General features: G+C 46.6%; 19 protein-coding genes. 16 read left to right on the top strand and 3 right to left on the bottom strand.

Annotated elements, in window-relative coordinates; genetic code table 11:
- Nucleotides 1–384: 384 nt before the first annotated feature.
- The 14 genes from MKY48_RS18970 (at nucleotide 385) to MKY48_RS18905 (ending at nucleotide 18,446) form a co-directional block, all read left to right on the top strand.
- Nucleotides 385–858 carry a MarR family transcriptional regulator gene (locus MKY48_RS18970; protein ID WP_339265457.1) on the top strand — a complete coding sequence of 158 codons (474 nt, stop codon included), beginning with the start codon at nucleotides 385–387 and terminating at the stop codon, nucleotides 856–858.
- Nucleotides 859–931: 73 nt separating this feature from the next.
- On the top strand, nucleotides 932–1,522 hold the full coding sequence (locus MKY48_RS18965; RefSeq protein WP_339265455.1) for a nitroreductase family protein: 591 nt from the start codon (nucleotides 932–934) through the stop codon (nucleotides 1,520–1,522).
- Nucleotides 1,512–1,958, top strand: a complete 447-nt coding sequence (locus tag MKY48_RS18960) for a nitroreductase family protein (RefSeq protein ID WP_339290355.1) — start codon at nucleotides 1,512–1,514, stop codon at nucleotides 1,956–1,958. The genes MKY48_RS18965 and MKY48_RS18960 overlap by 11 nt, the downstream gene beginning before the upstream one ends.
- Nucleotides 1,959–2,187: 229 nt before the next feature.
- A complete protein-coding gene (gene hprK / locus MKY48_RS18955; RefSeq protein WP_076321691.1) occupies nucleotides 2,188–3,105 on the top strand; it encodes an HPr(Ser) kinase/phosphatase in 918 nt (305 codons plus the stop codon).
- Nucleotides 3,106–3,265: 160 nt separating this feature from the next.
- Complete coding sequence (locus tag MKY48_RS18950; protein WP_339265451.1) at nucleotides 3,266–4,060, top strand: DUF2935 domain-containing protein; 795 nt, start codon at nucleotides 3,266–3,268, stop codon at nucleotides 4,058–4,060.
- 276 nt (nucleotides 4,061–4,336) lie between these two features.
- A complete protein-coding gene (locus MKY48_RS18945; protein WP_339265450.1) occupies nucleotides 4,337–4,723 on the top strand; it encodes a YkvA family protein in 387 nt (128 codons plus the stop codon).
- Nucleotides 4,724–5,015: 292 nt separating this feature from the next.
- Nucleotides 5,016–6,509 (top strand): arylsulfatase, encoded by a 1,494-nt coding sequence (locus MKY48_RS18940; protein WP_339290354.1) that lies wholly within the window; start codon nucleotides 5,016–5,018, stop codon nucleotides 6,507–6,509.
- A gap of 131 nt (nucleotides 6,510–6,640) precedes the next feature.
- A complete protein-coding gene (locus MKY48_RS18935) occupies nucleotides 6,641–7,294 on the top strand; it encodes a SprT family zinc-dependent metalloprotease (RefSeq protein ID WP_339265446.1) in 654 nt (217 codons plus the stop codon).
- 390 nt (nucleotides 7,295–7,684) lie between these two features.
- Nucleotides 7,685–7,939 (top strand): CUE domain-containing protein, encoded by a 255-nt coding sequence (locus MKY48_RS18930; protein WP_076321686.1) that lies wholly within the window; start codon nucleotides 7,685–7,687, stop codon nucleotides 7,937–7,939.
- 206 nt (nucleotides 7,940–8,145) lie between these two features.
- Nucleotides 8,146–8,784: a L,D-transpeptidase family protein gene (locus tag MKY48_RS18925; protein WP_339293528.1), complete on the top strand. Its 639-nt coding sequence runs from the start codon at nucleotides 8,146–8,148 to the stop codon at nucleotides 8,782–8,784.
- Between the two features lie 349 nt (nucleotides 8,785–9,133).
- Nucleotides 9,134–11,728: a LuxR C-terminal-related transcriptional regulator gene (locus MKY48_RS18920; protein WP_339290352.1), complete on the top strand. Its 2,595-nt coding sequence runs from the start codon at nucleotides 9,134–9,136 to the stop codon at nucleotides 11,726–11,728.
- A gap of 158 nt (nucleotides 11,729–11,886) precedes the next feature.
- The gene (locus MKY48_RS18915) at nucleotides 11,887–16,332 is read left to right on the top strand and encodes an S-layer homology domain-containing protein (RefSeq protein WP_339290351.1); all 4,446 of its coding nucleotides are present in this window, start codon (nucleotides 11,887–11,889) and stop codon (nucleotides 16,330–16,332) included.
- 198 nt (nucleotides 16,333–16,530) lie between these two features.
- Nucleotides 16,531–17,352 carry a GNAT family N-acetyltransferase gene (locus MKY48_RS18910; protein ID WP_339290350.1) on the top strand — a complete coding sequence of 274 codons (822 nt, stop codon included), beginning with the start codon at nucleotides 16,531–16,533 and terminating at the stop codon, nucleotides 17,350–17,352.
- Between the two features lie 149 nt (nucleotides 17,353–17,501).
- Nucleotides 17,502–18,446, top strand: a complete 945-nt coding sequence (locus tag MKY48_RS18905) for a copper amine oxidase N-terminal domain-containing protein (RefSeq protein WP_339290349.1) — start codon at nucleotides 17,502–17,504, stop codon at nucleotides 18,444–18,446.
- 409 nt (nucleotides 18,447–18,855) lie between these two features.
- On the opposite strand, the gene MKY48_RS18900 is transcribed toward MKY48_RS18905, so the two are convergent.
- The 3 genes from MKY48_RS18900 to MKY48_RS18890 are packed head-to-tail and all read right to left on the bottom strand — an operon-like array spanning nucleotide 18,856 to nucleotide 21,271.
- A complete protein-coding gene (locus MKY48_RS18900) occupies nucleotides 18,856–19,587 on the bottom strand; it encodes an ABC transporter permease (protein WP_339290347.1) in 732 nt (243 codons plus the stop codon).
- 11 nt (nucleotides 19,588–19,598) lie between these two features.
- Nucleotides 19,599–20,348, bottom strand: coding sequence for an ABC transporter permease (locus tag MKY48_RS18895; protein ID WP_339290345.1), 750 nt, complete (start codon nucleotides 20,346–20,348; stop codon nucleotides 19,599–19,601).
- Nucleotides 20,348–21,271, bottom strand: coding sequence for an ABC transporter ATP-binding protein (locus MKY48_RS18890; RefSeq protein WP_339290344.1), 924 nt, complete (start codon nucleotides 21,269–21,271; stop codon nucleotides 20,348–20,350). The genes MKY48_RS18895 and MKY48_RS18890 overlap by 1 nt, the downstream gene beginning before the upstream one ends.
- A gap of 152 nt (nucleotides 21,272–21,423) precedes the next feature.
- Here MKY48_RS18890 and MKY48_RS18885 point away from each other — a divergent pair, with 152 nt between their 5' ends.
- Both MKY48_RS18885 and MKY48_RS18880 read left to right on the top strand, forming a co-directional pair.
- Complete coding sequence (locus MKY48_RS18885) at nucleotides 21,424–22,137, top strand: response regulator transcription factor (protein WP_215162392.1); 714 nt, start codon at nucleotides 21,424–21,426, stop codon at nucleotides 22,135–22,137.
- On the top strand, nucleotides 22,137–23,525 hold the full coding sequence (locus MKY48_RS18880) for a HAMP domain-containing sensor histidine kinase (protein ID WP_339290343.1): 1,389 nt from the start codon (nucleotides 22,137–22,139) through the stop codon (nucleotides 23,523–23,525). The genes MKY48_RS18885 and MKY48_RS18880 overlap by 1 nt, the downstream gene beginning before the upstream one ends.
- The last annotated feature ends 57 nt before the right edge of the window (nucleotides 23,526–23,582 follow it).

Genomic DNA, 23,582 nt, shown 5'->3' with positions numbered 1-23,582 from the left:
CTCCGCTAGAAGCTCCGCTAGAAGCTCCGCTAGAAGCTCTGCTAGAAGCACAAGGCATAAACGCGTTCTGCTGGCGAAGATCCTGCTGCGTTAAAGGCTGATATGAAGAACGGACGGAATTGACATCGGATCAAAATAACCTTAAAATATAATTGTTTCATGTGAATAAATATTTCAATGTTATTTAGATTCGCTTCCCATTTTACTGATTAGTTATCTATTCAATGGAAACAATATTCTGATTTGAAGGGGGTGATATGGACTGGACAACTGAAATCATCATAACTTTCCGAGGTATAACTTCCCTGGTATGCTCATATTGTTTCTTGCGAAACTAATTTTGGTTATAATGAAAAAACAATGAGTCGAGGAGCTTGCATAATCATGAGTACGAGCAAAATAAAAAACGCTATCCATGAAAATTTCATTCAATTTCTGCAGCAAAAAGAACAATATGAGAACCGGTTAAGCAGCGCTTTTATCGAAGAGCTCCGGAAACTAATAGAGATAGAATCCACACTAAACATAACGGAACTACATACCATTGCGTGTATTGGTGAGCAAGAACCGATTAATGTTACATCCATTGCCGAAACGATGAACCTGAGCAAAGGGAACACCTCCAAGATAACCAATAAATTATTGAAGGCGGGTTGGGTTCGCAGGGCCCAGCTCAATGATAACAAAAAAGAAGTGTACTTCCGGCTAACAGCGGCCGGGAAAAGGCTTTTTGCTATTCATGATGAGCTCCATATCAAGGAGCAGCAGAGGATGATCGATTTTTTGGACAGATATAGCGAATCCGAGCTTGAACTTATGAAGCGATTATTTGGAGATTTGGTTGACTTTTATCATTAAGAATATGTTCGCCGATGCGATACTTGTAATCTTGAAGGGTTATTCAAGCGAGCAATGGCTGGGGGTTGAATGCATGAATTTCGTGAAGACGATCAGAGAACGAAGAAGCATCCGCAAGTTTAACTCCATTCCCGTGGACCAGGAGCTGGTGATCGAATTACTCTACGCTGCGCGGCAGCTTTATCCGTCCACAGAGGAAGTGGCCTTCCGAAGCGTGTATGCGGGGACGGCGGATTCGAAGGAACGTTTGGCTGTCAGTATGCTGGAACCGCTGGTGAAGAACAGACTGGTCAAATGGCTGCCGGAAAAGGTTCGGGATTTCGTTCGGAAGAGGGTCACCGATATACCTGGCCATCTTATCATCATTGCCTCTACGGATGCGGACAGAAGGAAAAGAGATATGAATTATGCAGCGGTCTGCGGGATCATGCAAAATTTTCAGCTTCTTGCCTGGCAACGTCGGCTCGGTACGCTGTGGGATACAGAACCGATGATGCAGAGCAAAGAATTATTCGAGCTGTTGAAGCTGCAGCCTAATGAGAGGCTGGTTGGTATTTTTCATCTCGGATACTTCGATAAGGCTCCAAGAGGCAGAGCACGTACACAAGCTGAAAAGAAATGGACAATGATATCGAGTCGAGGGGGGCCATTTGATGAGTTATAGCGCTAAACCTGTTTCCGAAAATCATATTCTGGAATTGTTAAATGTTGCTGTATGGGCTCCTAATGACGGAATGCGGGAACCTTGGCGGTTTATATTTATTGGCTCCGGTAATACAGGCATGCTATCTGAATTGCAGGACCAGGCTTCGGCCTATCTGATATTGGTTATTAAGGAAGATCATGATCCTCATAAGATAGAAGAAGATTACGGAGCTGCAAGCTGCCTCATACAGAATTTCCGTCTGCTCGCTCAGGATCACATGCTCCATGTGCGAATGACGATGAATGACTGGATTTATGATAGAGCTTGCACCCGTCGATTTGGTGTTCAGGATGGCGAACGGATCGTTGCCGTTCTGGAAATGGGATATCATGAACAATCCATGGAGCCTGTGAAGGTGGAGAGCACACCGGACCTTACCTTTGAGTTGTTGTAGATGGATGCCATGCAAGCCTACGATAATGATCACATTATATACTCACAAGAGTCGCCAAATAGGCGACTTTTTTTGATGTAAACTCATGTTTGGAGGCAGTCATGGTCGTCCTGGATCTAAATTAGCCGGAAGGGTGGGTGTCTCGTAAATGGAGACAAAGAGGCAGGAAAATACCTGTTGTTCGTTGAATATATCGGAATACATACTGCAACCGCAGGAGGAGAACAACATGAAGTCGATCACCGTTCAAAGTCTTACGGAAATTTTTCATTTGGAAGTACTTGCAGGAGCCAATCGCATGGATCGTATGATTACCCGTCCACAGACGCATAGGCCCGGGCTGGAGTTTGTCGGGTATTTCGATTTTTTTCCTATGGAGCGAGTGCAGGTGCTTGGTCGCAAAGAAATCAACTATTTATTGACGCTTAGCATAGAAGAACGCAAGTTACATATCGGGAATATCGTCAAATATCATCCGCCGTGCTTTATTGTTACGTCAGGACAGCAGGAGATTCCTTATCTGACGCTATTCTGTAATCAGGAAGGCATACCATTATTGCGGACGACAGAGACAACAACGGAATTTATCGCTAAGTTAGACAGCTATTTGGTGAAGACACTGGCACCGGAGATGTCGATCCATGCGGTATGTGTGAATGTATCGGGCATAGGAATCCTGCTTCGGGGTAAATCCGGGATTGGCAAAAGTGAGACAGCCCACACCTTGATCAGACGTGGTCACCGGTTTGTGGCTGACGACATTGTGGTGCTTAAAAAGCTGGGCCCTTCGACACTTCTTGGCACACATAATGAGACAACACGCGAGTTTCTGGCGCTACGCAGCATCGGCTTAATTAATGTCGTTCGTCAATACGGACGCACGGCGTTCCAGGACGAGACGCGAATTGTGCTCGATATTGAGCTGTCGCCTTGGCGGGAAAATTCCCTAAACAACGAGCTTGAGGCGGTACCTCAGTTTACAGAGTATTTAGGCATTCAAATTCCGCATATCGAGGTTCAGCTTCAACCGGGACGCGACGTTGCCAGTCTGATCGAGGCGGCGGCCAACAATTGGTATCTTAAACAACTCGGATACAGCGCGGCTGAAGACTTTATGAAACGGATCGAAAACGAGATGCAGTCGTGAGCCGGCCTTAGACAAACAACAGAATTTTTCTTGTCCTGTTTTATGTTATGGATGATGCTCGAGTCGCGAATATTGTCTTACGATTATCCCTTCCGCGTTCTACTCGGCTGTCAGTAGCATATATTTTCTGAGAATAACGCTATTGGAAGGGGCTAGATCAATGAGTGATCCCTTGTATGAACACCGGTTTTGGTTACAGATTCTTGGCGACCACTGTCGTTTTATTTTTACTGCGCTTTCACCCAAGGAAAAAGGGGATATCGCCACAGCCGAGTCCTTAATGGCTAAATTTGATATGCTGCTAGGGGAGTCGCGGCGACCCGATGCCTCCACATTCATCGAGAAACTGACGAAGGATGCCTATAAAGCCTCTTATGAACTGCGTGAATTCAAGCTGAATTTGCTGGAACGACAGCTTGCAGGCAAAATTGACTTTCTCCTGACCCCTTCCTTTGTCAACCATATGGTCAATGAATTGGAGGAATACCTTCGGATACTACAGGCGTTACAAGAAGGTAAGGGCGTACCTCTGTTCCATCCCTTGCATTATGATATGGTGTGGCTGCAGGATGCATATGGTCATGCAGCAAGCCTAGCGGCCGATCTGGATTTTGCTGAAAAGCCGTTAATTGCAAAAAGCATGGCGTTTCAGAAAGATTTTGAAGGGTTTTATCTAAAGGCAGTAGAAATGACGGGTTATTTAAGGACCCATATAAAAGATTTCCCTGCCCTGCGCAAATTCCATGCTGATGTCGATATGGAAATGAGGGTGTTCATGCACTTTCTGGCGGAACTCGAAGAATTTGAACTGCGCGGAGAGGTGTTGGACCGGATTAATCCGCTGATGCCGGATCATATGTATCGTGAAGAGTGCTACTATTTGTCCAAGTTGGCTGCTTTGGGTGAAGTACAGAACCCGAACTGCGATCCGACAAAGCCGAGAGTCACTGGTTGAAGAGTGGTGCCCGCATGCCTTGGATTTGATCGAAAGCCTGTCACTCGATGGATGCTGATCAATAAAAAGATGGCGGTGCATCTTGAACTGACCAAGGTTGCCTCGAATAAGCAAGGTCTCCTACGAAGTCGTCATGTTGGCGACTTTTTTTGTTATATCCAAAAGGGCTAGGAGTTCGTAACGATAGCCGCCTAACTAACCAGTAGAAATCAGTTAGCTGTTGGACAGGATAGCGTGGTAATATGAAGTAAAATGCAACGTAGGAGAACGAATACGATGGATCGGATAAAGAAATGGGCTAGGATGCTAAAAAGAAAGGTCTTTTTACTTTATTTTGCTTATAAAGATAGTCGGACTCCCTGGTACGCCAAAATATTCGCCATATGTGTTGTCGCTTATGCCTTTAGTCCAATTGATTTGATTCCAGATTTTATCCCTGTACTAGGCTATCTGGATGATGTGATATTAGTCCCTCTTGGAATTGCGATCACATTGAAGATGATTCCGGAAGCCGTGGTCCAAGAGCATGAACTACAAGCCGAGGAACGGATGAAGCGCGGTAAACCGAAAAATTGGTTTGCAGGTAGTATGATTATTGTTATATGGATAGCGGCTGTGCTATGGATTTCACTTATTGCATATCGGCATGTGTTGAATCAATAGGATGCGAAAGCTTCAATGGATCAAGGAGTAGTTTGCTAGCAACGAAATGATAGGAGTCGTACGATTGCGGCTCCTTTTCACTTTTTTTAGGTGATCTCATCAACGGTTTCTTCAACAGGGACGTTAGGATTTCAACAAAAGGATATTAATGAATTCGGACGAATACTTTTAATAGAACATCTCGTTTTTGGGAAACTGCGATGACTTATTAGTCAGTGGGTGCCGTCCCGATAAAAGTGGAGTTGACCAAATTTTGAAGAATTCGCGGGGTGTAGTTGGGAGGGGGAACGTGATGAATTCAAGTCAAAACCAAGGAAGGCCTAATGTTCTACTCATTACAGTCGATCAGATGCGTTTTGATTGTCTCAGCATAGCGGGTCATCCTGTCGTTGAGACGCCCAATCTGGACGAGCTTGCGAGGACTGGTGTACGGTTTAGCCGTGCCTATTCTGCCACACCGACTTGCGTACCTGCAAGGGCAGCCATATTCACCGGCCAATCACAGCGGGCTCATGGCCGTGTCGGCTATCAAGACTGCGTGCCATGGGATTATAAGAGAACGCTGCCTGGGGAATTGGCCGGTGCCGGTTATCATACACAGTGTATCGGCAAAATGCACGTCTATCCGGCACGGAATCTGATGGGGTTCCACAATGTCATGCTTCACGACGGTTACTTGCATCACAACCGCAATTACCACAGTATTCCGATGCAGGAGCATTACGATCAAGTCGACGATTACTTGCAATGGCTCCGTGAGAGGGTGCCCGGCGCGGATATGATCGATCTCGGTCTGGATTGCAACGCATCGACCGTCGCCCGTCCTTGGCATTTGGCAGAAATGCTGCATCCGACGAATTGGGTGGTCACGCAGTCTATTGATTTTCTACGTCGCCGAGATCCCGGGAAGCCATTCTTCCTGTGGATGTCTTTCGTCAGGCCCCATCCGCCGTTCGATCCTCCGCAGGCGTATCTGGATCTGTATGAGGATGCCGATATTCCGGAGCCGCCGGTGGGTGACTGGGCGCAAACGGAAGACCCCGATCTGGCTGGGTACTCTCCTACCACAGGGAGGGGACTGGTACCGAAACGCCGCTTGCGTAAAGCGATGGCTGCCTATTACGCCCTGATCACGCATAGCGATCACCAAATTGGCCGCTTCTTGCAATCGTTGAATGAATATGGCGAGCTGCAGAACACAGTCATCCTGTTTACATCAGACCACGGCGAGCTGCTTGGAGACCATCACTTATTCCGGAAGTCTCTTCCGTATGAAGGAAGCACCCATGTACCGTTTATCGTCAATGATCCGGGCAACCGATTAGGCTTGCAGCGCGGCATGGTGTCGGATCAAGTGGTGGAGATGCGGGATATCATGCCTTCGCTGCTGGAAGCGGCTGGCGTGCCAATACCGGATACAGTCGAAGGAGAAAGCATCTGGAGACTTGCCTCAGCAGAAGAGAAAGAAGGGCAAAGCGTTCGGTCTTGGCGCCACCATCTGCATGGCGAGCACGCACAAGGAATGCAGTCGAATCACTGGGTGACTGATGGGAAGGAGAAGTACATCTGGTTCTCCCAAACGGGTGAGGAGCAATTCTTTGACCTGATTGATGACCCGCAAGAACTGCATAATGCAATTGCGGATGAAGAACGCCAAGAACGTATCCGATATTGGCGCTCTGTTCTCATACAGGAGCTTGATGGTCGTGAGGAGGGCTATACGGATGGGCAACAACTGATCACAGGCCGGAAACCATCAGCAATATTATCCCATATTAAAATATAGCTGCATTTTTTTGAGTGTGCTTTATTCGAGCCCATAAAACACGCAACAGGTTGAATCTTACCACAAATAGAGGAGGATTCGGTTCCATTCTGTTACAATGAAGATAAAATCTTTTAGAAACGAAGTTGAATATGAAGATTGAACTAGGACAACAACAAATAGAATGTCATGTAGAATATGGCCCACGCAAAAAGATCTCAATCCAAATTGATCCCTCAGGGCTTGTTACGGTGAAGGCACCGAATCATACAGGTGATGATGTGGTGCTGAACGCTGTGAGGCAGTATGGGGATAAAATTTTGAAACAGCTGCAAGCGATTGAGGAAGCTCGAACTGCTCCGAAGGTCAGAGCATACGAAGAGAGTGGCAAATTCCTTCATCTTGGCAAATATTATTCGCTTGATGAGTTAATCGAAACGCATGGGCTTACGGAAGAAGCGCTCCAGCATGAACTGAAGAAGTTTTACTTCGCCAGCTGTAAGAAGGTGATCGGGGAACGGATAAAGATCTATCAGAAGCAGTTGAAAGTTACGCCTAAATCCTTCACCGTTGAAGAATCGCGAACGAAGTGGGGCAGCTGCAGCTCGACTAAGCATCTTACCTTCAATTACCGTCTCGCGATGGCGCCTCTTGAGGTCATTGACTATGTGGTGATTCATGAGCTCTGTCATCTCATTCACATGAATCATGATCGCTCCTTCTGGCGACTCGTTGGCAGCATGATGAAGGATTACAAAGCGAAGGAAGCGTTCCTTGCAAAGTATGGACACGCCATGACATTATAATGCGCTGGAGAAGAATGTGAACAGAAGCAGTTAGCATGAACGTAAACAAGTAACTGAGAATATCCCCAAACCGGTACGAATCATGATCGAAAATAAACACATATGCATGCTTAAGCCGCCAATTGGGTGGCTTTTTTTCTTATCCAATATCGAAGCGTGGGCGGTTTGATTACAGACTTTATGGTAACGAATATGTGAAGAAATCATAAGGGAGAGTGACGTTTATGATATCTTCACAGCTTCAACACATTTAATATGTATGATAAAGGAAGAGTCATTACTGACCCGAATATCAGTAGGAACATGCCAGCTATGAAGGTTATTTTATTAATCATCCTAAGCAAGATTGAATCTTACTGGGCATGAAGGTCTTGAAAGGAGGTGAACATCATGAACTCCAAGTTCATCGCGATAGTAGGTGCTGCTGTTTTGACACTTGGCATCGGAACTGCGGTCTATGCTTCGGAGGTAGCTCCAAGTACCTTTAAAGACATGATTCCATTCATGAAAGAAATGCATCCCAATCTCAGCGATTCCGATTTAGAGCAAATGTACAATAATTGTCACGGAAACTCGAACACCCAAGGCATGATGCAAAACAACTCTATGATGCCAACAGTAAATTCAGGCTCAATTTATAATTGATTTGAACCAGTAAAAAAGACTGTCTATGAACAGTCTTTTTTTTGTTTAGATATTTTTTTGTTTTGTCATCGAAGGAGGAAAATCAACAAAAATGAACTGTATAAAATGACGTGATTGATTAAATATTAAAGATGTTTGATCAATATGAAAATAACTTAACTTGGTGAAAATACATGATACCAACTAATCAAAAATTAATTCTAATCATGTTGGCAATCCTAGGAGTATTTCATTTAACTACTCCTGTCTTGCCGATTATACATGATCAAAGCGATCTTGAGATTGCAATTTACCCCGAACGTCACAAATTACTTGTACGAGAACATGGGCAAGTAATTAAGACCTACTCTGTAGCTGTTGGCAATCCGTCAACTCCGACTCCAGTGGGAGATTTTAAAGTTGAATATAAAGGAACGAATTGGGGACCCTCATTTGGCCCACGTTGGATAGGATTAAATGTACCGTGGGGGAATTTTGGAATTCACGGTACGAATAAGCCCTATTCAATTGGTCAACACCTTAGCCATGGTTGTATTAGGATGCATAATAAGGATGTTATTGAACTGTACGAATTAATTCCGATTGGAACCAAAGTAACGATATACGGTCATGTACTTGGAGACACAAATCAAAATCCGAGGGATTTAGCTGAAGGGGATGTTGGTGGAGATGTGCAGCTTATTCAATCCCGTCTAAAAAGTGCAGGATATTACAATGGGGAATGTGACGGGAAGTTCCGCTTCAATACAACCGAGTCACTTAAGAAATATCAGAGGGATCATCACCTTATTCCAAATGGTGTTGTTTCTCGAAAGGTATATGAAGAGTTTGGTTTGATTGAATAAATGAGTATCCAAGATAAACAGCCCTCATTCTGCTTAAGCAAAATGGGGGCTGTTTGTTGGCGGCAAAAACGGATTCACGCGACCTACACAAAGATCAACCCATTCATAATCGTCCATGCTGCTTTACTCAGATGGCATATTGAGTGATTTCCAAGTATCGACTCTATTAAGAAAACGAGTTGTTCCCAAAATACAGGTGCAAAAGTTCTTAAACTAAGATAATCTGAATTTTAGATATCCTTCATTTTATAAAACATGTCACACATATACTTGGTTATCCCCTGATTCTGGAAATTTTTATTGACAAAACCTAAGAAACGGCCCATAGAGGCTAACGAAAAGAGGCTGCATGATACAAGAGAGAGAGGAAAGCCATTTCTTGCTTTCAACTAAATTGAAACTGCCCCAGCCCCTTTATCAATCAGTGCCGCGTCCCCGGCTGCTTGCGCGATTGAATGCTGGACTAAACCGCAGGGCGACATTCGTGACGGCTCCTGCCGGATACGGTAAAACGACACTGGTCAGTGATTGGGCCAGACAACTGGACCTACCCGTCGGGTGGTTATCGCTGGATGACAAGGATAATGACCTCATCCGATTTTGGAACTACTTCATGAAAGCGATCGAACAGGCAATCGGCAGGTTGTCAGACTCCGTTCGTGCCGCGAACGCAATGCTAAGCCCGGGCCAATACGAGCCATTTATGGTTGCTCTGTTAAATGAATTGAACAGCCTGAATGAGCCGATTATTCTGATATTGGATGACTGGCATGTCATACATAATACGGATATCCAGGCTTCCGTTTCTTATTTTCTGGAGTATTTGCCTTCCTACGTGCATCTTTGTTTCTCAAGTCGAAGCATCCATGGATTTCTAAAGTCGAGATGGATTAGTCGGGACTGGATCCAGGAAATCCATACCCAGCAGCTGTGTTTCAATTTGGAGGAGACGGTGAATTTCTTCCAAAACGTTGAGAAGAGGGAGCTGCAGAGAGAGCAGATTGAACGAATCCAATTTCAAACCGAGGGCTGGGTGACAGGACTTAGGCTGATCTCGTTGTCTATTCATGATGATGAGTGGATGGGAGCTTTCAAGTACGTACATTCCAACCCGGAACGCGTCGAGCTATATTTATTCGAGGAAGTGTTTGAATCGTTGGACGAGCCAACAAGGCAATTTCTGTTGAACGTCTCGATTTTACAGCGAATGAACGGTCAGCTATGTAAGGTTGTAGCTGGCGAACATGGTGCACAGATGCTAGCGGAGCTGGATAAACGCAATATGTTCCTCATCCCGCTGGATGAGAACAGGGACTGGTTCCGATTTCACCATGTATTCGGCGAGTTTTTGCGGAAGCAGCAGCGACGCCTTGATCCTGCGAGGACAAATGTGCTCTTCCAATCGGCTGCAGCCTGGTGTGAATCGCAGGGACTGCTCGAAGAAGCGATAGATTACTACTTGGCCGGAGCCTATCATTCGGAAGCGATACGTCTGCTAGAACAGATGAGAAGTTTGATGGTCCGCAGGGAATTTTCGACCATGAAGGTGTGGTTGTCGGCGATTCCCGAGGAACTGCTTATGCAGTATCCGTACCTTTATTTTTCGTACATTTTTTCGTTATTGTGGTCCCAGGAGCTGGAGCTGTCGGAACGGTATTTACAGCTAGCAGAAAAGCATTATGCTGCTTCCTCAGCAAGCTGGAGCCCGGAAGAGAATAATCGCTATTTGGGATATTTGTATTATGTAAGGAATTTTAAAGCGACCCAATATGACATGGATATGATAAAAGGACTGGAGTATATCCATCTGTCACTTCAGCATAGTCCTAAAGGAACGGATCTGATCTTTGCATCTCCTCATATGCCACTTTCTCCTTCTATCTACAGGTCATACAATGGCAAGCGCGGCCAACATTTGCCTCGGGGCCTTTCGGATACCTTCTTTTTGAGCATGATCGAGTTCATGAAGCCAATGGGCCTGCAGGATTCGGTCGTTGTATGTTATGGAGAATTACTCTACGAACGCAACGAGCTGGAGCAGGCGGAGGCTTACTTGAAGCTGGGCTTACAAGGCACGAGTCAGGCGCATTATCAACCAGAGAAGGTATACGTTCCCGCTAGTCTTTTCATGTCACGTATCAGCAAATCCAGGCAGGACATCAGTCAAGCCGAAAAATGGTTGGAGGAAGCCTATAGAAGGGCGATTGAGGATGGCGCTAAGGAAGCCCCCATCTTGCTGGATGTCGAAATGGCTCGTCTGCGAGTGGATTCTGGAGACTTATCTGCAGCTATTGAATGGAAGGATCGCTACAAGGTCTCGTCGGATGATCCGGTATCCGTATATCAGCTATTCGTCTATATCTTCCTTGTTAGAGTATTGGTGGAGACCGGCAACACTCAGGAGGCATGGGCGTTATCTGAGAGATTGCTGCAAATTGCGGTAAAAGGCCATCGTCCGATGGACGCTTTGGAGATCCAAGTGCTCCAGGCGATGATGCTGCAGGTGAGGGATAAGCCGCAACAAGCACTGCTCAAGCTGGAAGAGGCGCTTACATTTGCGAAGCCCGATGATTATATCCGTGTGTTTGTTGATAAAGGCCATCTGGTAGCAGAGCTGCTAGCGGAATATGTCCAACATCGTCAAAAAGGGAATATTCGAGATAAAAATGCGCCTTCACTTGCCTATGTGCGGAGAATATTGTCCGCTTTCGGAGGAACAGCCGAATCTCCGGTACAGGGCAAAGCAACAGTAGAAAAGCTTCTGACACCGCGAGAATATACGATATTTCGTTATATGGAGGAAGGGATGGACAATCCGGCAATCGTTGAAACGCTTGGCATCGGAATGGGGACCTTGAAGGCACATATCAATCGCATTTACAGCAAGCTGCAGGTGAAAAACCGAGTCGAGGCGATTAAAAGAGGTAAAGAGTTTCAGGGTTAAACACAGAAGTTTCAACAGCAGGCTCGCCGGATGGCGGGTCCTCTTTTTAATGTGTGAACTATAACCGGGCCTATAACCGGGGTTAGATTCAAACTATCGAAAAATCCAATATAATGTTCATCGTGACAACTGAATTAACGAAAGGAAGAAAAGATCAGATGAGACGCATCTTCTGTATTTCGATGGCATTATTTCTCGTGATAGGCATCATCCCGTTTCAAGCATTCGCTTCGAATGATGCAATGTCCGGTGACGGGACGGCGAACAATCCTTACGTCATTACAACGTTAAATCAATTAAACGCCGTGCGTAATGATTTGAATGCTCATTACAAGCTCGGAGCGGATATCGATGCTTCGGAGACAGCAAATTGGAGTAACGGGGCTGGCTTTATGCCTATAGGCAACGACGGAAACGGGAATAGCCCGTTCACCGGTGTCTTTGATGGAGCTGGACATGTCATCCGTAATCTGACCATTCATCAGCCCAAGATTGACATTGTCGGCCTATTCGGGATGGTAGGCTCCAACGGGGTGATAGACCATATCGCTCTCGAAGGAGGTTCGATCATCGGAAACAACCATGTAGGCGGGCTTGCAGGGCGTAACACTGGAACGATTGAGCAGTCCTACGTTACCGGAACGGTTAGAAGCCAGATGGCCACCGTCGGAGGGTTGGTCGGATACAATGGCATTCACGGTAAAATAACCTCCTCTTACTCTACGAGTCCTGTCATCGGTACCGATTATGTCGGTGGCTTGGCAGGGCGTAATGACGGGACGGTGAGTGACTCCTATGCTGCCGGTACGATCAGTGGCACCTCTATAGTCGGAGGGTTAGTAGGGGATAATGAAGGTGGGGAAATACTCCGGTCATACGCCACGGGTGCCGTCAGCGGGAGCGCTGAACATGTCGGCGGCCTGGTCGGTTATAATATTTCTGCTCTCATTAGTCAGTCATACGCCACGGGAGCTGTACATGGCGGGAGTGCTGTCGGCGGTCTTGTGGGCAGCACGGACCACGGATCGATCATTCAGTCATACGCCACTGGCAGCGTCAGCGGGCGCGATCATATTGTGGGTGGTCTGGTTGGGAGTAATAGCGGAACTTTTAGCGACAGTTTCTGGGATGCCGAAACGGTCGGCTTGGATAACGCCTGCGGATACGATACATACGGATCTTGTAAAGCGACCGGCCTCACTACCGCACATGCACTAACCCCATCGAGTTACTCGGGCTGGGATTTCAACAATGACTGGTTTATGGTCGAAGACTCGACACGACCATTCCTTCGCTCCGAATGGTCGGCCGCAATTGGGAACTCGCATCAACTGCAACTGATGGCCATGGATCTGTCAGCGAATTACACACTGGCGCAGGGTATTGATTTCGACACAACGTTCACTGACAACAGTCGCTCCGATATGTGGGCGACGAGTATAGGGAACGGTTTCGGCTTTGAACCAATCGGTAATGACAGCACTCCGTTCACAGGTACGCTCGACGGGCAAGGAAATGATATTACGGGCCTTTATATCAACAGGAGCAGTTTGTTGAGTGTCGGTATGTTCGGTCATATTTCTGGCGGTGAGGTTCGAGACGTTCATTTAAAGAACGGGGATGTCACCGGCGGCCTTCAGACAGGCATGCTGTCGGGACAGAACGGCCCCAGCAGTCAGATTATGAAGGTCCATGTTTCAGGGAATGTTACCGGAGCAGACAAGACGGGTGGTCTGATCGGGAATAACGACGGAATGATCGGCAGTTCTAGTTCGAGTGCGACGGTCAATGGAATGAACGAAGTCGGTGGACTGGTCGGAAGGAACAGCATAGGGAGTGTTACTGAGGCTGTGTATGCTACCGGGAGCGTTAGCGGAAACAGCCATATCGGTGGATTGATCGGCTTGAATGCGGGTCTGGCAAATAAGGCGTACGCAACGGGTCAAGTTGATGGTCAATTCAATGTCGGCGGGTTGGTCGGACTCCTTGATATGAATAGCCAAGTTAACCTGTCCTTCGCCGCTGGGACTGTTACCGGAATGGATTTTATCGGAGGCCTCGTGGGGCGGAATGAGAGCGGTAAGGTCAATGATTCGTACGCAATCGGTTCCGCTTCCGGTCGTTCCGATGTTGGCGGACTCGTGGGAAGGAATATCGGTGACATCAGGACCACTTATGCCGTCGGCGGTGTAACCGGCAGCGGCGAAGTCGGCGGGTTGGTCGGACGGGAATTCGGCACGGTTACAGCGAGCTTCTATAATAAGGAAACGACCGGACAATCTGATACTGGCAAAGGTGAACCGCGGGTGACGTCGGAAATGAAACAGCATGCACTCTTCGGTACCGAGTGGGACTTCAGCGGAATATGGGTGTTACAGGAGGGAGCCATGTTTCCTGTTCTACAAGGAATTGCAGCGAACCTGGAATGGGACGCTGCTCCACCAACCGTCACCAGTGCGAAGATTAAACGTGAGCATCCGAATAACGTCATCGTGACCTTCGATGAAGAAGTCACCCTCACTGACGCCGGAGGTATTACAATTACAGCGGACGGGAGGCCTTCTACTATTACTCGGGTGAGCGGATCGGGAACTCATACGCTTGTCTTTAATGTAGATAAAGCATTTGAAGAAGATCAACAGGTTCTCCTATCCTACGATACACAATCCGGAAATATTTCCGACCACGCAAACAATGCGTTGCTCAGTTTAACGGATCGAATCATCGACAACCTGACTCTTCCCGTTGACCATACACCGCCATCCATCTCCATTACGATGACCACGGCGGATGGAATGGAATATGTTGATCGCACGTGGAGCCATCAAACGGTTAACGTAAGTGCAGAAGCATCTGACGAGTCTGGCGTCACTTCATTTACGTATTCGCTAAATGACGGAGTGTCGTGGAGTTCTTATTTATCAGATATCGTCCTTCGTGATGAAGGTGTTCATACAATTTCGTTCAAGGCCGTCGATACAGCGGGCAATGAATCGATTGAACGACGTACAGTCTGCATCAGCACAACGGGTATAACTTTGACGCCTACACTAGTGAAGGCGGACGGAAGTGAATATACGAGCGGCGAATGGGCTAGGTCGAGCGTAACCTTGAGCGTCTATGCCGAATCGGGAGTCAGCGAGATCGCTAATCTGACTTACACCCTAAACGGGGGGCCTTCACAAGCCTACGAGAACAAGGCCCTCATTGAAATATCGAGCGAAGGCGAAAATAACATTCGTTTTGAGGCGTCCAATCAAGCGGGCAATACGTTATTCCTGGACATCACGGTGAAGATCGACAATACGCCGCCATCGATTAGGATTTACCCTAATGGAAGTGAAATGCAGGCAACATCGGCAACACCGAGGGTAACGGTCATTGATTCAGGAAGCAGCATAGATAAAGCCTCGCTGGAGTTTCATTGGACGACCGATTCGTCCATGCCAGCTACAGGCTGGAGACCATTTGTGAACGAGGCTACGCTTATGAAAAGTGGTGTTGACGGTGATTGGTACTTGCATGTAAGAGCACAGGACCAAACAGGTAATGCGGTTAACGTCACGTCCAGCCGATATCGTTTGATAACCCAGAAGACGAGTGAAGCAAGCGATGCAAATCTCACTAACGGTAGCCATATATATTCACTGCCGAGCAACACCTTTCTTGTAGGCTTGGAAGGGAGAACCATTGCTTTTGAGGGTGGGCAGATTCTCATTCCTGCTAAAGCACTGAAGAGGCCATTTTATTTATCCATAAATCTAACACTTCCAGATGATGAAGAATTTCCCCTATCCGCAGGAGAACAATTAGCTAGTAAAATTGTGGAGTTCAAGAAAGATGTATCCGGAAAATTCGATGCAGAGGTAACCATCCGCTTGAAATTTGACGCCAACGCCATACAAAAAGGCCTTCACGTGCTCCAACTCCGTCAGTTTAACGAAGATACGAAGGAATGGGTAGCGCTGGATAACGTCAACATTGACTGGGATGAGGGGATTATAAGTGGTACAACCGACCACTTTACTTCATTTGCGATTTTCGCGAAAACGATGGTGCCAGCTGAAATCGGTGTTACGTTTACCGATGTGAAGGGTCATTGGGCACAAAAGAACATTGAGAAACTCGCAGGAAAAGGCGTTGTGAACGGTTATACAGACGGAAGTTTCAGACCTGATCGTACGATTAGCCGAGCAGAATTAGCAGCAATCCTGGTTCATGCATTGGGGCTCACTAGTAAAGGTAATAAGGAGTTCGCCGATACAACGAATCATTGGGCGAGGGAAGCCATTTCAACAGCGTATTATTACGGAATCATTCAAGGATACGATTCGGTTACCTTTGGCCCCGACGATTTCATTACGCGCGAAGAAATGGCACAAATGGTGGTTCAAGCTTTTCAATTGGACCATGCGCGTACCAACAAAATCTTTACCGATCAGGATAAGATTGCAGCTTGGGCACAGGAAGCGATGATGATTGCAGTAGATCATGGAATCATGAAGGGTTATCCAAACGACATGATAAAACCCAAATCTCATGCTGGCCGCGCAGAAGCGATTACCGTGATTTGGCGCGCCATGGAGACAAAAGGCTTGGATTAACGAGTGTCGAATAAGGGAAGGACTTGCTGGTATTTAGCCACAAGTCCTTTTTTCTTTGTGTAGTCAAATGAATGCCCTCACATCATGTGAGTATGGTAAAGTAGAACTTAACGGACAGATGATGTTCGTCTCCCGGCTAGGTGTTCCGAATTTTTATAGCTTTAGTTTTATTGATGCGACAGTTAAAAGGAGAAAAATATGTTAACGACACAGCAACTACAAGACATTGAACAATTGCAAAAAGAGTGTGAAATTCATGATCATGTACAACTGAAGCTTAACTGGGAAATGCTAAGAGATCGCCAAACGGAGCCGCTTGATTTTTTTCATTATGAAAACGGCGAACTTATAGCGTTTTTAGGTCTGTATGCTTTTGGTTCTACTGTCGAGGTATGCGGCATGGTAAAACCAAGTGAACGTCGAAAGGGGCATTTTGGTCGGTTGTTTCACCTGGCAATGGAAAAAGCAAACTCAAATGGATACAAGAAAATCTTGTTGAACGCGCCTGCGGGATCAGATGCGGCAAAATTCTTTTTGAATACACAAGGTGCTGAATATGCATTCTCGGAGCATCAAATGGAATGGCGCGAAACGCCGCTGGAGGAGACAAACGATATTCTTCTGAGACAGGCAACCGAAGAGGATTTCGAAATGAGCGTTCGTTTGTCCGTGACGGCGTTCGGATTGGACGAAGATGACGCCAGAAAGATGGAAAGACATCATTTCGCGGATAACACGGATGTGCTCATGATTGACGTGAACGAAGAAACGGTTGGGAAACTTCGGGTGAGTCGAGAAGAAGGGCAGGCGTGGATTTATGGTTTCTCCATTTTGCCGGAATATCAGGGCAGAGGAATAGGCAGAAAGGCGCTTGGCCAAGTCGTTAAAAAGCAAAGCTCCGCCGGATATACGGTACACTTAGAAGTCGAAACGAAAAATGACCATGCTCTTAGATTATACGAGTCGGTTGGATTCAAATCAGTGCATGTACAAGATTATTATAAATATGAATGCAGATGAAAAAAATCGATATATGTGCAAGAAAAGTCGCCATTTGGGCGACTTTTTCATTCTAACCCGATAATTCTATCAAACGAACATCTATTGGAGTCGATTTATTCTGCCGATAATGAAGGAGCATATATTCTTTATCATTTGGAGGAATTATCATGAAAAAAACAGTCATCCTGCTCACCAGTGCGGCACTCATGTTTGCGACCACCGCAGGCACAATTTCAGCCAAACCGGGCAACACCCCACCTGGCAAGACAAGTAACGCGGCTTCTCCAAAAGGACCAAAAGAAAAAGAAACTCAAAATGAAGAGCATCAAATCGAGAAAGTCGAGTCATCTGATGACATGGTCAGCAAAGAAGAAGATCAAGTTGAGGATTCCCCTCCCTCAGAAACAGAGAATACGAACGACGATTCCGCCGGAAAAGCGGATTCCAAGGGCAAAGGACATAAAGGATACAAAGGTTTGTTAAATGCTATTCAAAACGTAGAAGATAAACCGGCAGGCGCTGTTTTAGCAAATATTTTGCTTACCGAATATGCGGCCAAGCTGACGGACGAACAACAAAAACAACTTGAAGCCATTATTGACAAAAACAAGGCATTAGAAGCGGCAGCGGGCATGCTTGAAACAAACGGCAGCGTGACAGACGCTGTGTATCTGCAAGAAGAAGCCATTCAAGCAAATTTCAAAAATCTGGATTTATACAAAACGATGGGTAAGCTTAACGAAAAGGCGGGTAAAAAGAATGGGGTTAAGCTGTATGTGAACGGCGAAGCTTCTGACGCCGAACCTTTTGTCAAAAAAGGCAACACATATGTTCCTTTTCGCGCTATAGCCGAGGCTTTGGAAGCCGAGGTAATCTGGAATTCTGAAAAAGGTTCCATCACCGTCACGAAGGACGGGGTGAGCATTCAACTCCTGGTTGGCAGTAAAACAGCGACCGTTAATGGTAAGAAGGTCTCGTTGGATGCCCCAGCTACCGTTACCAAGGGCAATACGTATGTACCCGTACGCTTTATAAGTGAGGCATTGAATGCAACGGTCAAGTGGGAATCAGAAAGTCAGACCGTTGTTGTGTATGAAGAGGAAGCAAAATAGGTAAATTTCTTAGCCGCTGATTTAGAATGAGATCAGCGGCTTTTTGTATTAATAATGTCTTCGTTAAGAAGGGCATTTCGTCTACCGTAACTTCTTCCCAGTAAGTTACACCTCGAATGATTGAGACATACAGCCTCAAATAAGCTCCGTTTGGAATCGGTTTGCTGGTAGAGAAAGATAATTCCTTCGCTTTCCCTTCCTTGGTATATCCAACCATTACATAAATATATGAGTCATTATTCCCTATGCTGTGGAAAGCGCGATCCACGATAGTATAGTAGATGTTTCTACTCGTCAGATGATTTGAAGTCAATGGGACAGTTGACATAAAAATCACAAAAAGTGCAATTCAAAATGCGGGGATGGCAAATGCTCTTTTCATATTCAATGCTCCTTTTTCTTTATGAATTTAGGATGAAGCGACATCTTTATATTTCAAGCGGCGGATGGACCATGTTCCGAATAGCAGAATAAAGGTGCTGTTCATGAACATAAAAACGAGGCTCTCCGCAAGGGTTAGTCCTTTTTGACTCAGGACGCCCATGCCTATGGTCAACAAAGAGTAGGGAAACAGCATGCCAAAGTTCAGTACATATAAGCCGAGTCCCAGAAAAACGGCGCAAAGGCTGATACCGATAGGCGTAGCGAAACTTCTGATCCTTATGGACAACCCCAACTGCAGTGCCGCAATGGAAATGGAAGCGAACCATCCGCGCAGGCTCCATACTAGGGTTTCCATCGGGAACGGACCCGGAATGGAGAATAACCGGCCAGCGGCCCAGTACATGAACATAAAGAAGGTCTGGGCCGCGAAGATCAGCAGGCTGACGGTAAACAATTTGGCAACAAACAGGCTGGAGATGGGCATCGGGGAAGCAAGAACCATATTCCAGTTACGGTTTGCATGTTCCAATCGGCATACGAAGGCACAGCAAATGGCAATCAGAATGGGCAGAAAAAACTCTCCATAAAACAAACTGACTTGTGTCCACAGGCTGTACCAACCGTTCTGCAAGGTCGCTTGATTGAAATAAAAGTTAAAGCATCCGATCAGCAGGCTGAATACGGGCAGTATCGCCAGTACCAGGCCGATGCGGGAATGTCGAAGTTTGAGCCATTCGGCGGAAATGCTCCTTAACATGGGGTTCCTCCTTAGATCTCTTGTTTTGAAGTGTGAATGATCCCTGCAAAATAGAAAACCGCAGCCATAAGAATAGAAGCAATCAGCAATCCAGCAGGCAGCGTGCCTGATAGATATGAACCTGAAGTAGAGCTGTACACATAGGTAACTGGACTTAAATCCATGTAGTAGGACCAAACGAACAGGTGACGAATACCGGACGGAAATAGCCCAGATGTCGTTCCAATAAAGCCGCCCAGCATGCCCAAACATAAGGAGAAAGCCTGATTCCGTACCGTAATGGACAACCATTGCTGGAGAGCGATGATGACGAATGTTGTTACCATCGTTCCGATGGTAAATTGGACGAGCAGGGAAAGCGGTAAACTCCCGCCAATGCCTTTGGATTTGCCGAATCCCACGATGAAAACTGCCTGCGCCATAATACCGTAGAGGATCAGGCTGTTCGCACATATGTATTTTGCAGCGTAGACATGATTCCGACCTATATTGGTTGTCATTAACATTTTCCACGTGTTTCCCTTATGCTCCATATCACAAATGCGGGAAACCACAATAGCTGAAATAATAGGAAGAAACAGACCGTTCATGGAAGAGATGCTGAAGATCAAGGCTTCCCAACTCGCATTTGCAGCGCTCCTTGAGATGGAAATACTCATGGACATGGATGCCCAGACCATCTCAGCAGCAAGAAACAGCGTAAGCATGACCCAGATCCGTTTGCGGCGCATTTTGAAATACTCCAGTGACAGAGCGTTCATTACAGGCTCCGCTCCCTTCCGGTCAAATCAAGGAAAATGTCTTCCAGGCTCTTTTTATGCTCCTCAATCCGGATGACGGGAAGATCTTGTTCCACCAGCACCCGATTTATGCGTGAAACTTCCTCGTCCGGGAGATGTTCAAACACAAGCTGTTTCCCCTGGATTTTGGGTAAATATCCTTGGGTTAGCAGAATCTTCGCCGCACTTGTCGGGTCCGTTGTCTTGAAACGAATGGTGGCTTTGTTGCTGGTTTGGAGGTTCTGCATCGTCCCCTGAAAAAGCAGCTTACCGTCATTGATAATGCCTACGGATGTTGCAATCTGCTCTATCTCCGACAATAGATGGCTCGATAACACCACGGTAATCCCGTATTGTCCGGGGAGGGATTTGATTAACTCACGGATTTCGCCGATACCCGCAGGATCAAGGCCATTCGTTGGCTCATCCAGAATCAGCAGACTGGGAAAGGCGAGCAAAGCCATGGCAATGCCTAGCCGTTGTTTCATACCCAAAGAGTATTGGTCTGCCTTCTTATGCTTATGGTTTTCGAGTCTTACAATTCGGAGTACCTCGTCAATATTCTTGCTCGGGACGCTGCGTAGGCGCTGCATGACCTTCAAATTCTCAAGTCCTGTCAGATGGCCGTAATATGAAGGAGATTCGATCAGGGAACCGGTCTGGTTCAAAATGGACGGGCGATGATTGTCCAAGTCTTTGCCAAACACTTTGACCTTGCCTTCGGTAGGCTTAATGAGCCCGAGCAGCATCTTAAGCGTGGTTGTTTTGCCAGCTCCATTCGGGCCCAGGAAGCCGAAGATTTGACCGGGTTGCACTGTTAGATTCACCTGGTTTACACGGTGTGTACCACTGTAAGTTTTGGACAGGTTATGGGTCTCCACGATGGGGGGCGACGTAATTAACATTGTTTTCAACTCCATTTCATAAAGGTCTCTGTTGCCCACTATAGAACAGGATTCTTGCGTTCCCCTGAAGTTAACCTTACATTTACCTTAAATAGATTAGGAAAATATCGGCTGCATGCATTCGTCATGTATACTAAATTGGGTGATGTGAAATGGACTTGATAAAGAATAAAAAAATACTGATTGTTGACGACGAGCCTGAAATACGGGAAATGATTGAACGTTTCCTACGAAGAGAAGGCTTCTTCCGGATCTATACTGCCGGCAATTTCTCGAATGCCCTGTCTGTATGCAGATCGGAGAAGCCAGATGCGGCCATATTGGATATCATGCTGCCGGATGGAGACGGCTTTTCGCTGCTTTCATCCATCCGGTCGTTTACGGACATGCCTGTACTGTTTTTGTCTGCGCGAGGTGAAGATGAAGATCGGCTGCTCGGGCTAGGCTTGGGCGCTGATGATTATATGGTCAAGCCCTTTTTGCCCAGAGAGCTTATTCTCCGACTGATGGCTATTTTGAAGCGGGTATATGCCTCCAACATCGTAGAACGGTTACCTGTATTTCGGTTGGGTGCTCTAACGGTAGATTTGGATAGCGCTGTCGTACTAAGGGAGCACAAAGAATTCTCGTTGACTGCCAAGGAGCACTCCATACTGATGAAGCTGTATGAGAATCAGGGCCGGATCGTAACCAGTGACGCTTTATGCCAAGCCGTATGGGGTGATGAGATTTATGGTTATGAGAACACTTTGATGGTGCATGTTCGACGCATTCGGGAGAAAATCGAGGAAGATCCATCAAATCCGGTGTATTTGTTAACCGTGCGTGGACTCGGGTATAAACTCATGACACAGGAGTCCCGATAATGGATGGCGTTATCCGGATATTAAGGCGGTTTGTCGGTTCGACGATTCTGGTTTCCTTTCTTCTGTTACTGTTCAATCTGGTACTACTCGGTTCATTGATTTTCCAGGAAAATCACAAAGGGCCTTCCCCTGAAGCAATTGTGCAGAAATTGGCCAACGAATTGGTTCTGCAACAGGGAAACTATGTGCTTGGCCATGAGGGGATTCAGCTGCTGGATACGCACCAAACTTGGGCCATGTTGATGGATCGGGATGGGCAGGTACAGTGGAGCGAACGACTGCCTGAGGACATTCCAAGGTCCTATGATGTAACGGACGTAGCCAAGTTCTCCCGCTACTATCTAATGGAATACCCCGTATATGTATGGGAACGAGAAGATGGATTGCTGGTATTGGGATATCCTAAAAACACCTACGGAAAATATCAAATCGACTTCTTGGTCGAGTGGCTAAGGTCCCTACCTGTACGAATTTTGTTGTTACTGTTGTGCAATGTAGCCCTTGCACTGCTGGTTTCCGTGCTAATTGGAACGCGGGTCATCCGGGGAATAAGGCCGTTGATTCATGGCATCCATGCTCTTTCCAAGGAAGAGCCGGTCCAGGTGGATACAGGGGGTATATTCAATGATGTGTCCCAAAGCATCAATTCGACCTCTCAGATGCTCCAAGAGAAGAATGATGCACTCAAAGCGAGGGACGTTGCGAGATCGAACTGGATCGCAGGCATCTCCCATGATATCCGGACACCGCTGTCCATGATCCTGGGTTATGCGAGCGAGTTGGAGGACCAGCCGGAACTGTCTGCTGAGTATAAACAACAGGCTGCAATCATCCGTCGCCAGGGGGAACGCTTGCGATCTTTGGTGAGTGATCTGAATTTGGTATCGATGCTGGAATACGATATGCAGCCATTACAGTTGAAGTCGATCCGTCTCTCCGCGTTGGCCAGACAGGTCGTATCCGACTTTTTAAACAACGGCCTCGATGAGAGCTATGACATTTCTCTTCATGTGATGGACGAGAGTCTGATCGTGAGCGGGGATGAACGTCTATTGTATCGGGCGATAACGAACCTGGTACAGAACAGTATCAGGCATAATCCGGACGGATGTAAAATTGAATTGAAAACGGGTCCGGCAGACGGGGTGTTTTATAGCTTTGTGGTATCGGACAACGGAAAAGGCATCCCGAAAGAAGAACTAAAGGGCGTGATTTTACTTCCCTACACTTCTGGACGAACACGCCCGAACCGACAAGGACATGGACTGGGACTACCCATGGTGGAGAGGATTGCCAAGGCTCATCAGGGAGAACTGATTCTGGAGAGTGATCGAGGGGAAGGACTTACAGCTGTTGTAAAACTGCCCGCTTCTAAGGTTGGAGAGTAAGCATTGTATCTAATTACTAACATATTCGTTAAAAAGCCGCGAATATCGCGCACATAG

It is taken from the genome of Paenibacillus sp. FSL W8-0187, assembly GCF_037969755.1.
Classification (GTDB): domain Bacteria; phylum Bacillota; class Bacilli; order Paenibacillales; family Paenibacillaceae; genus Paenibacillus_AQ.
The sequence above is the reverse complement of the archived record's forward strand: the minus strand, read 5'-3'. Positions and strand labels throughout refer to the sequence as shown.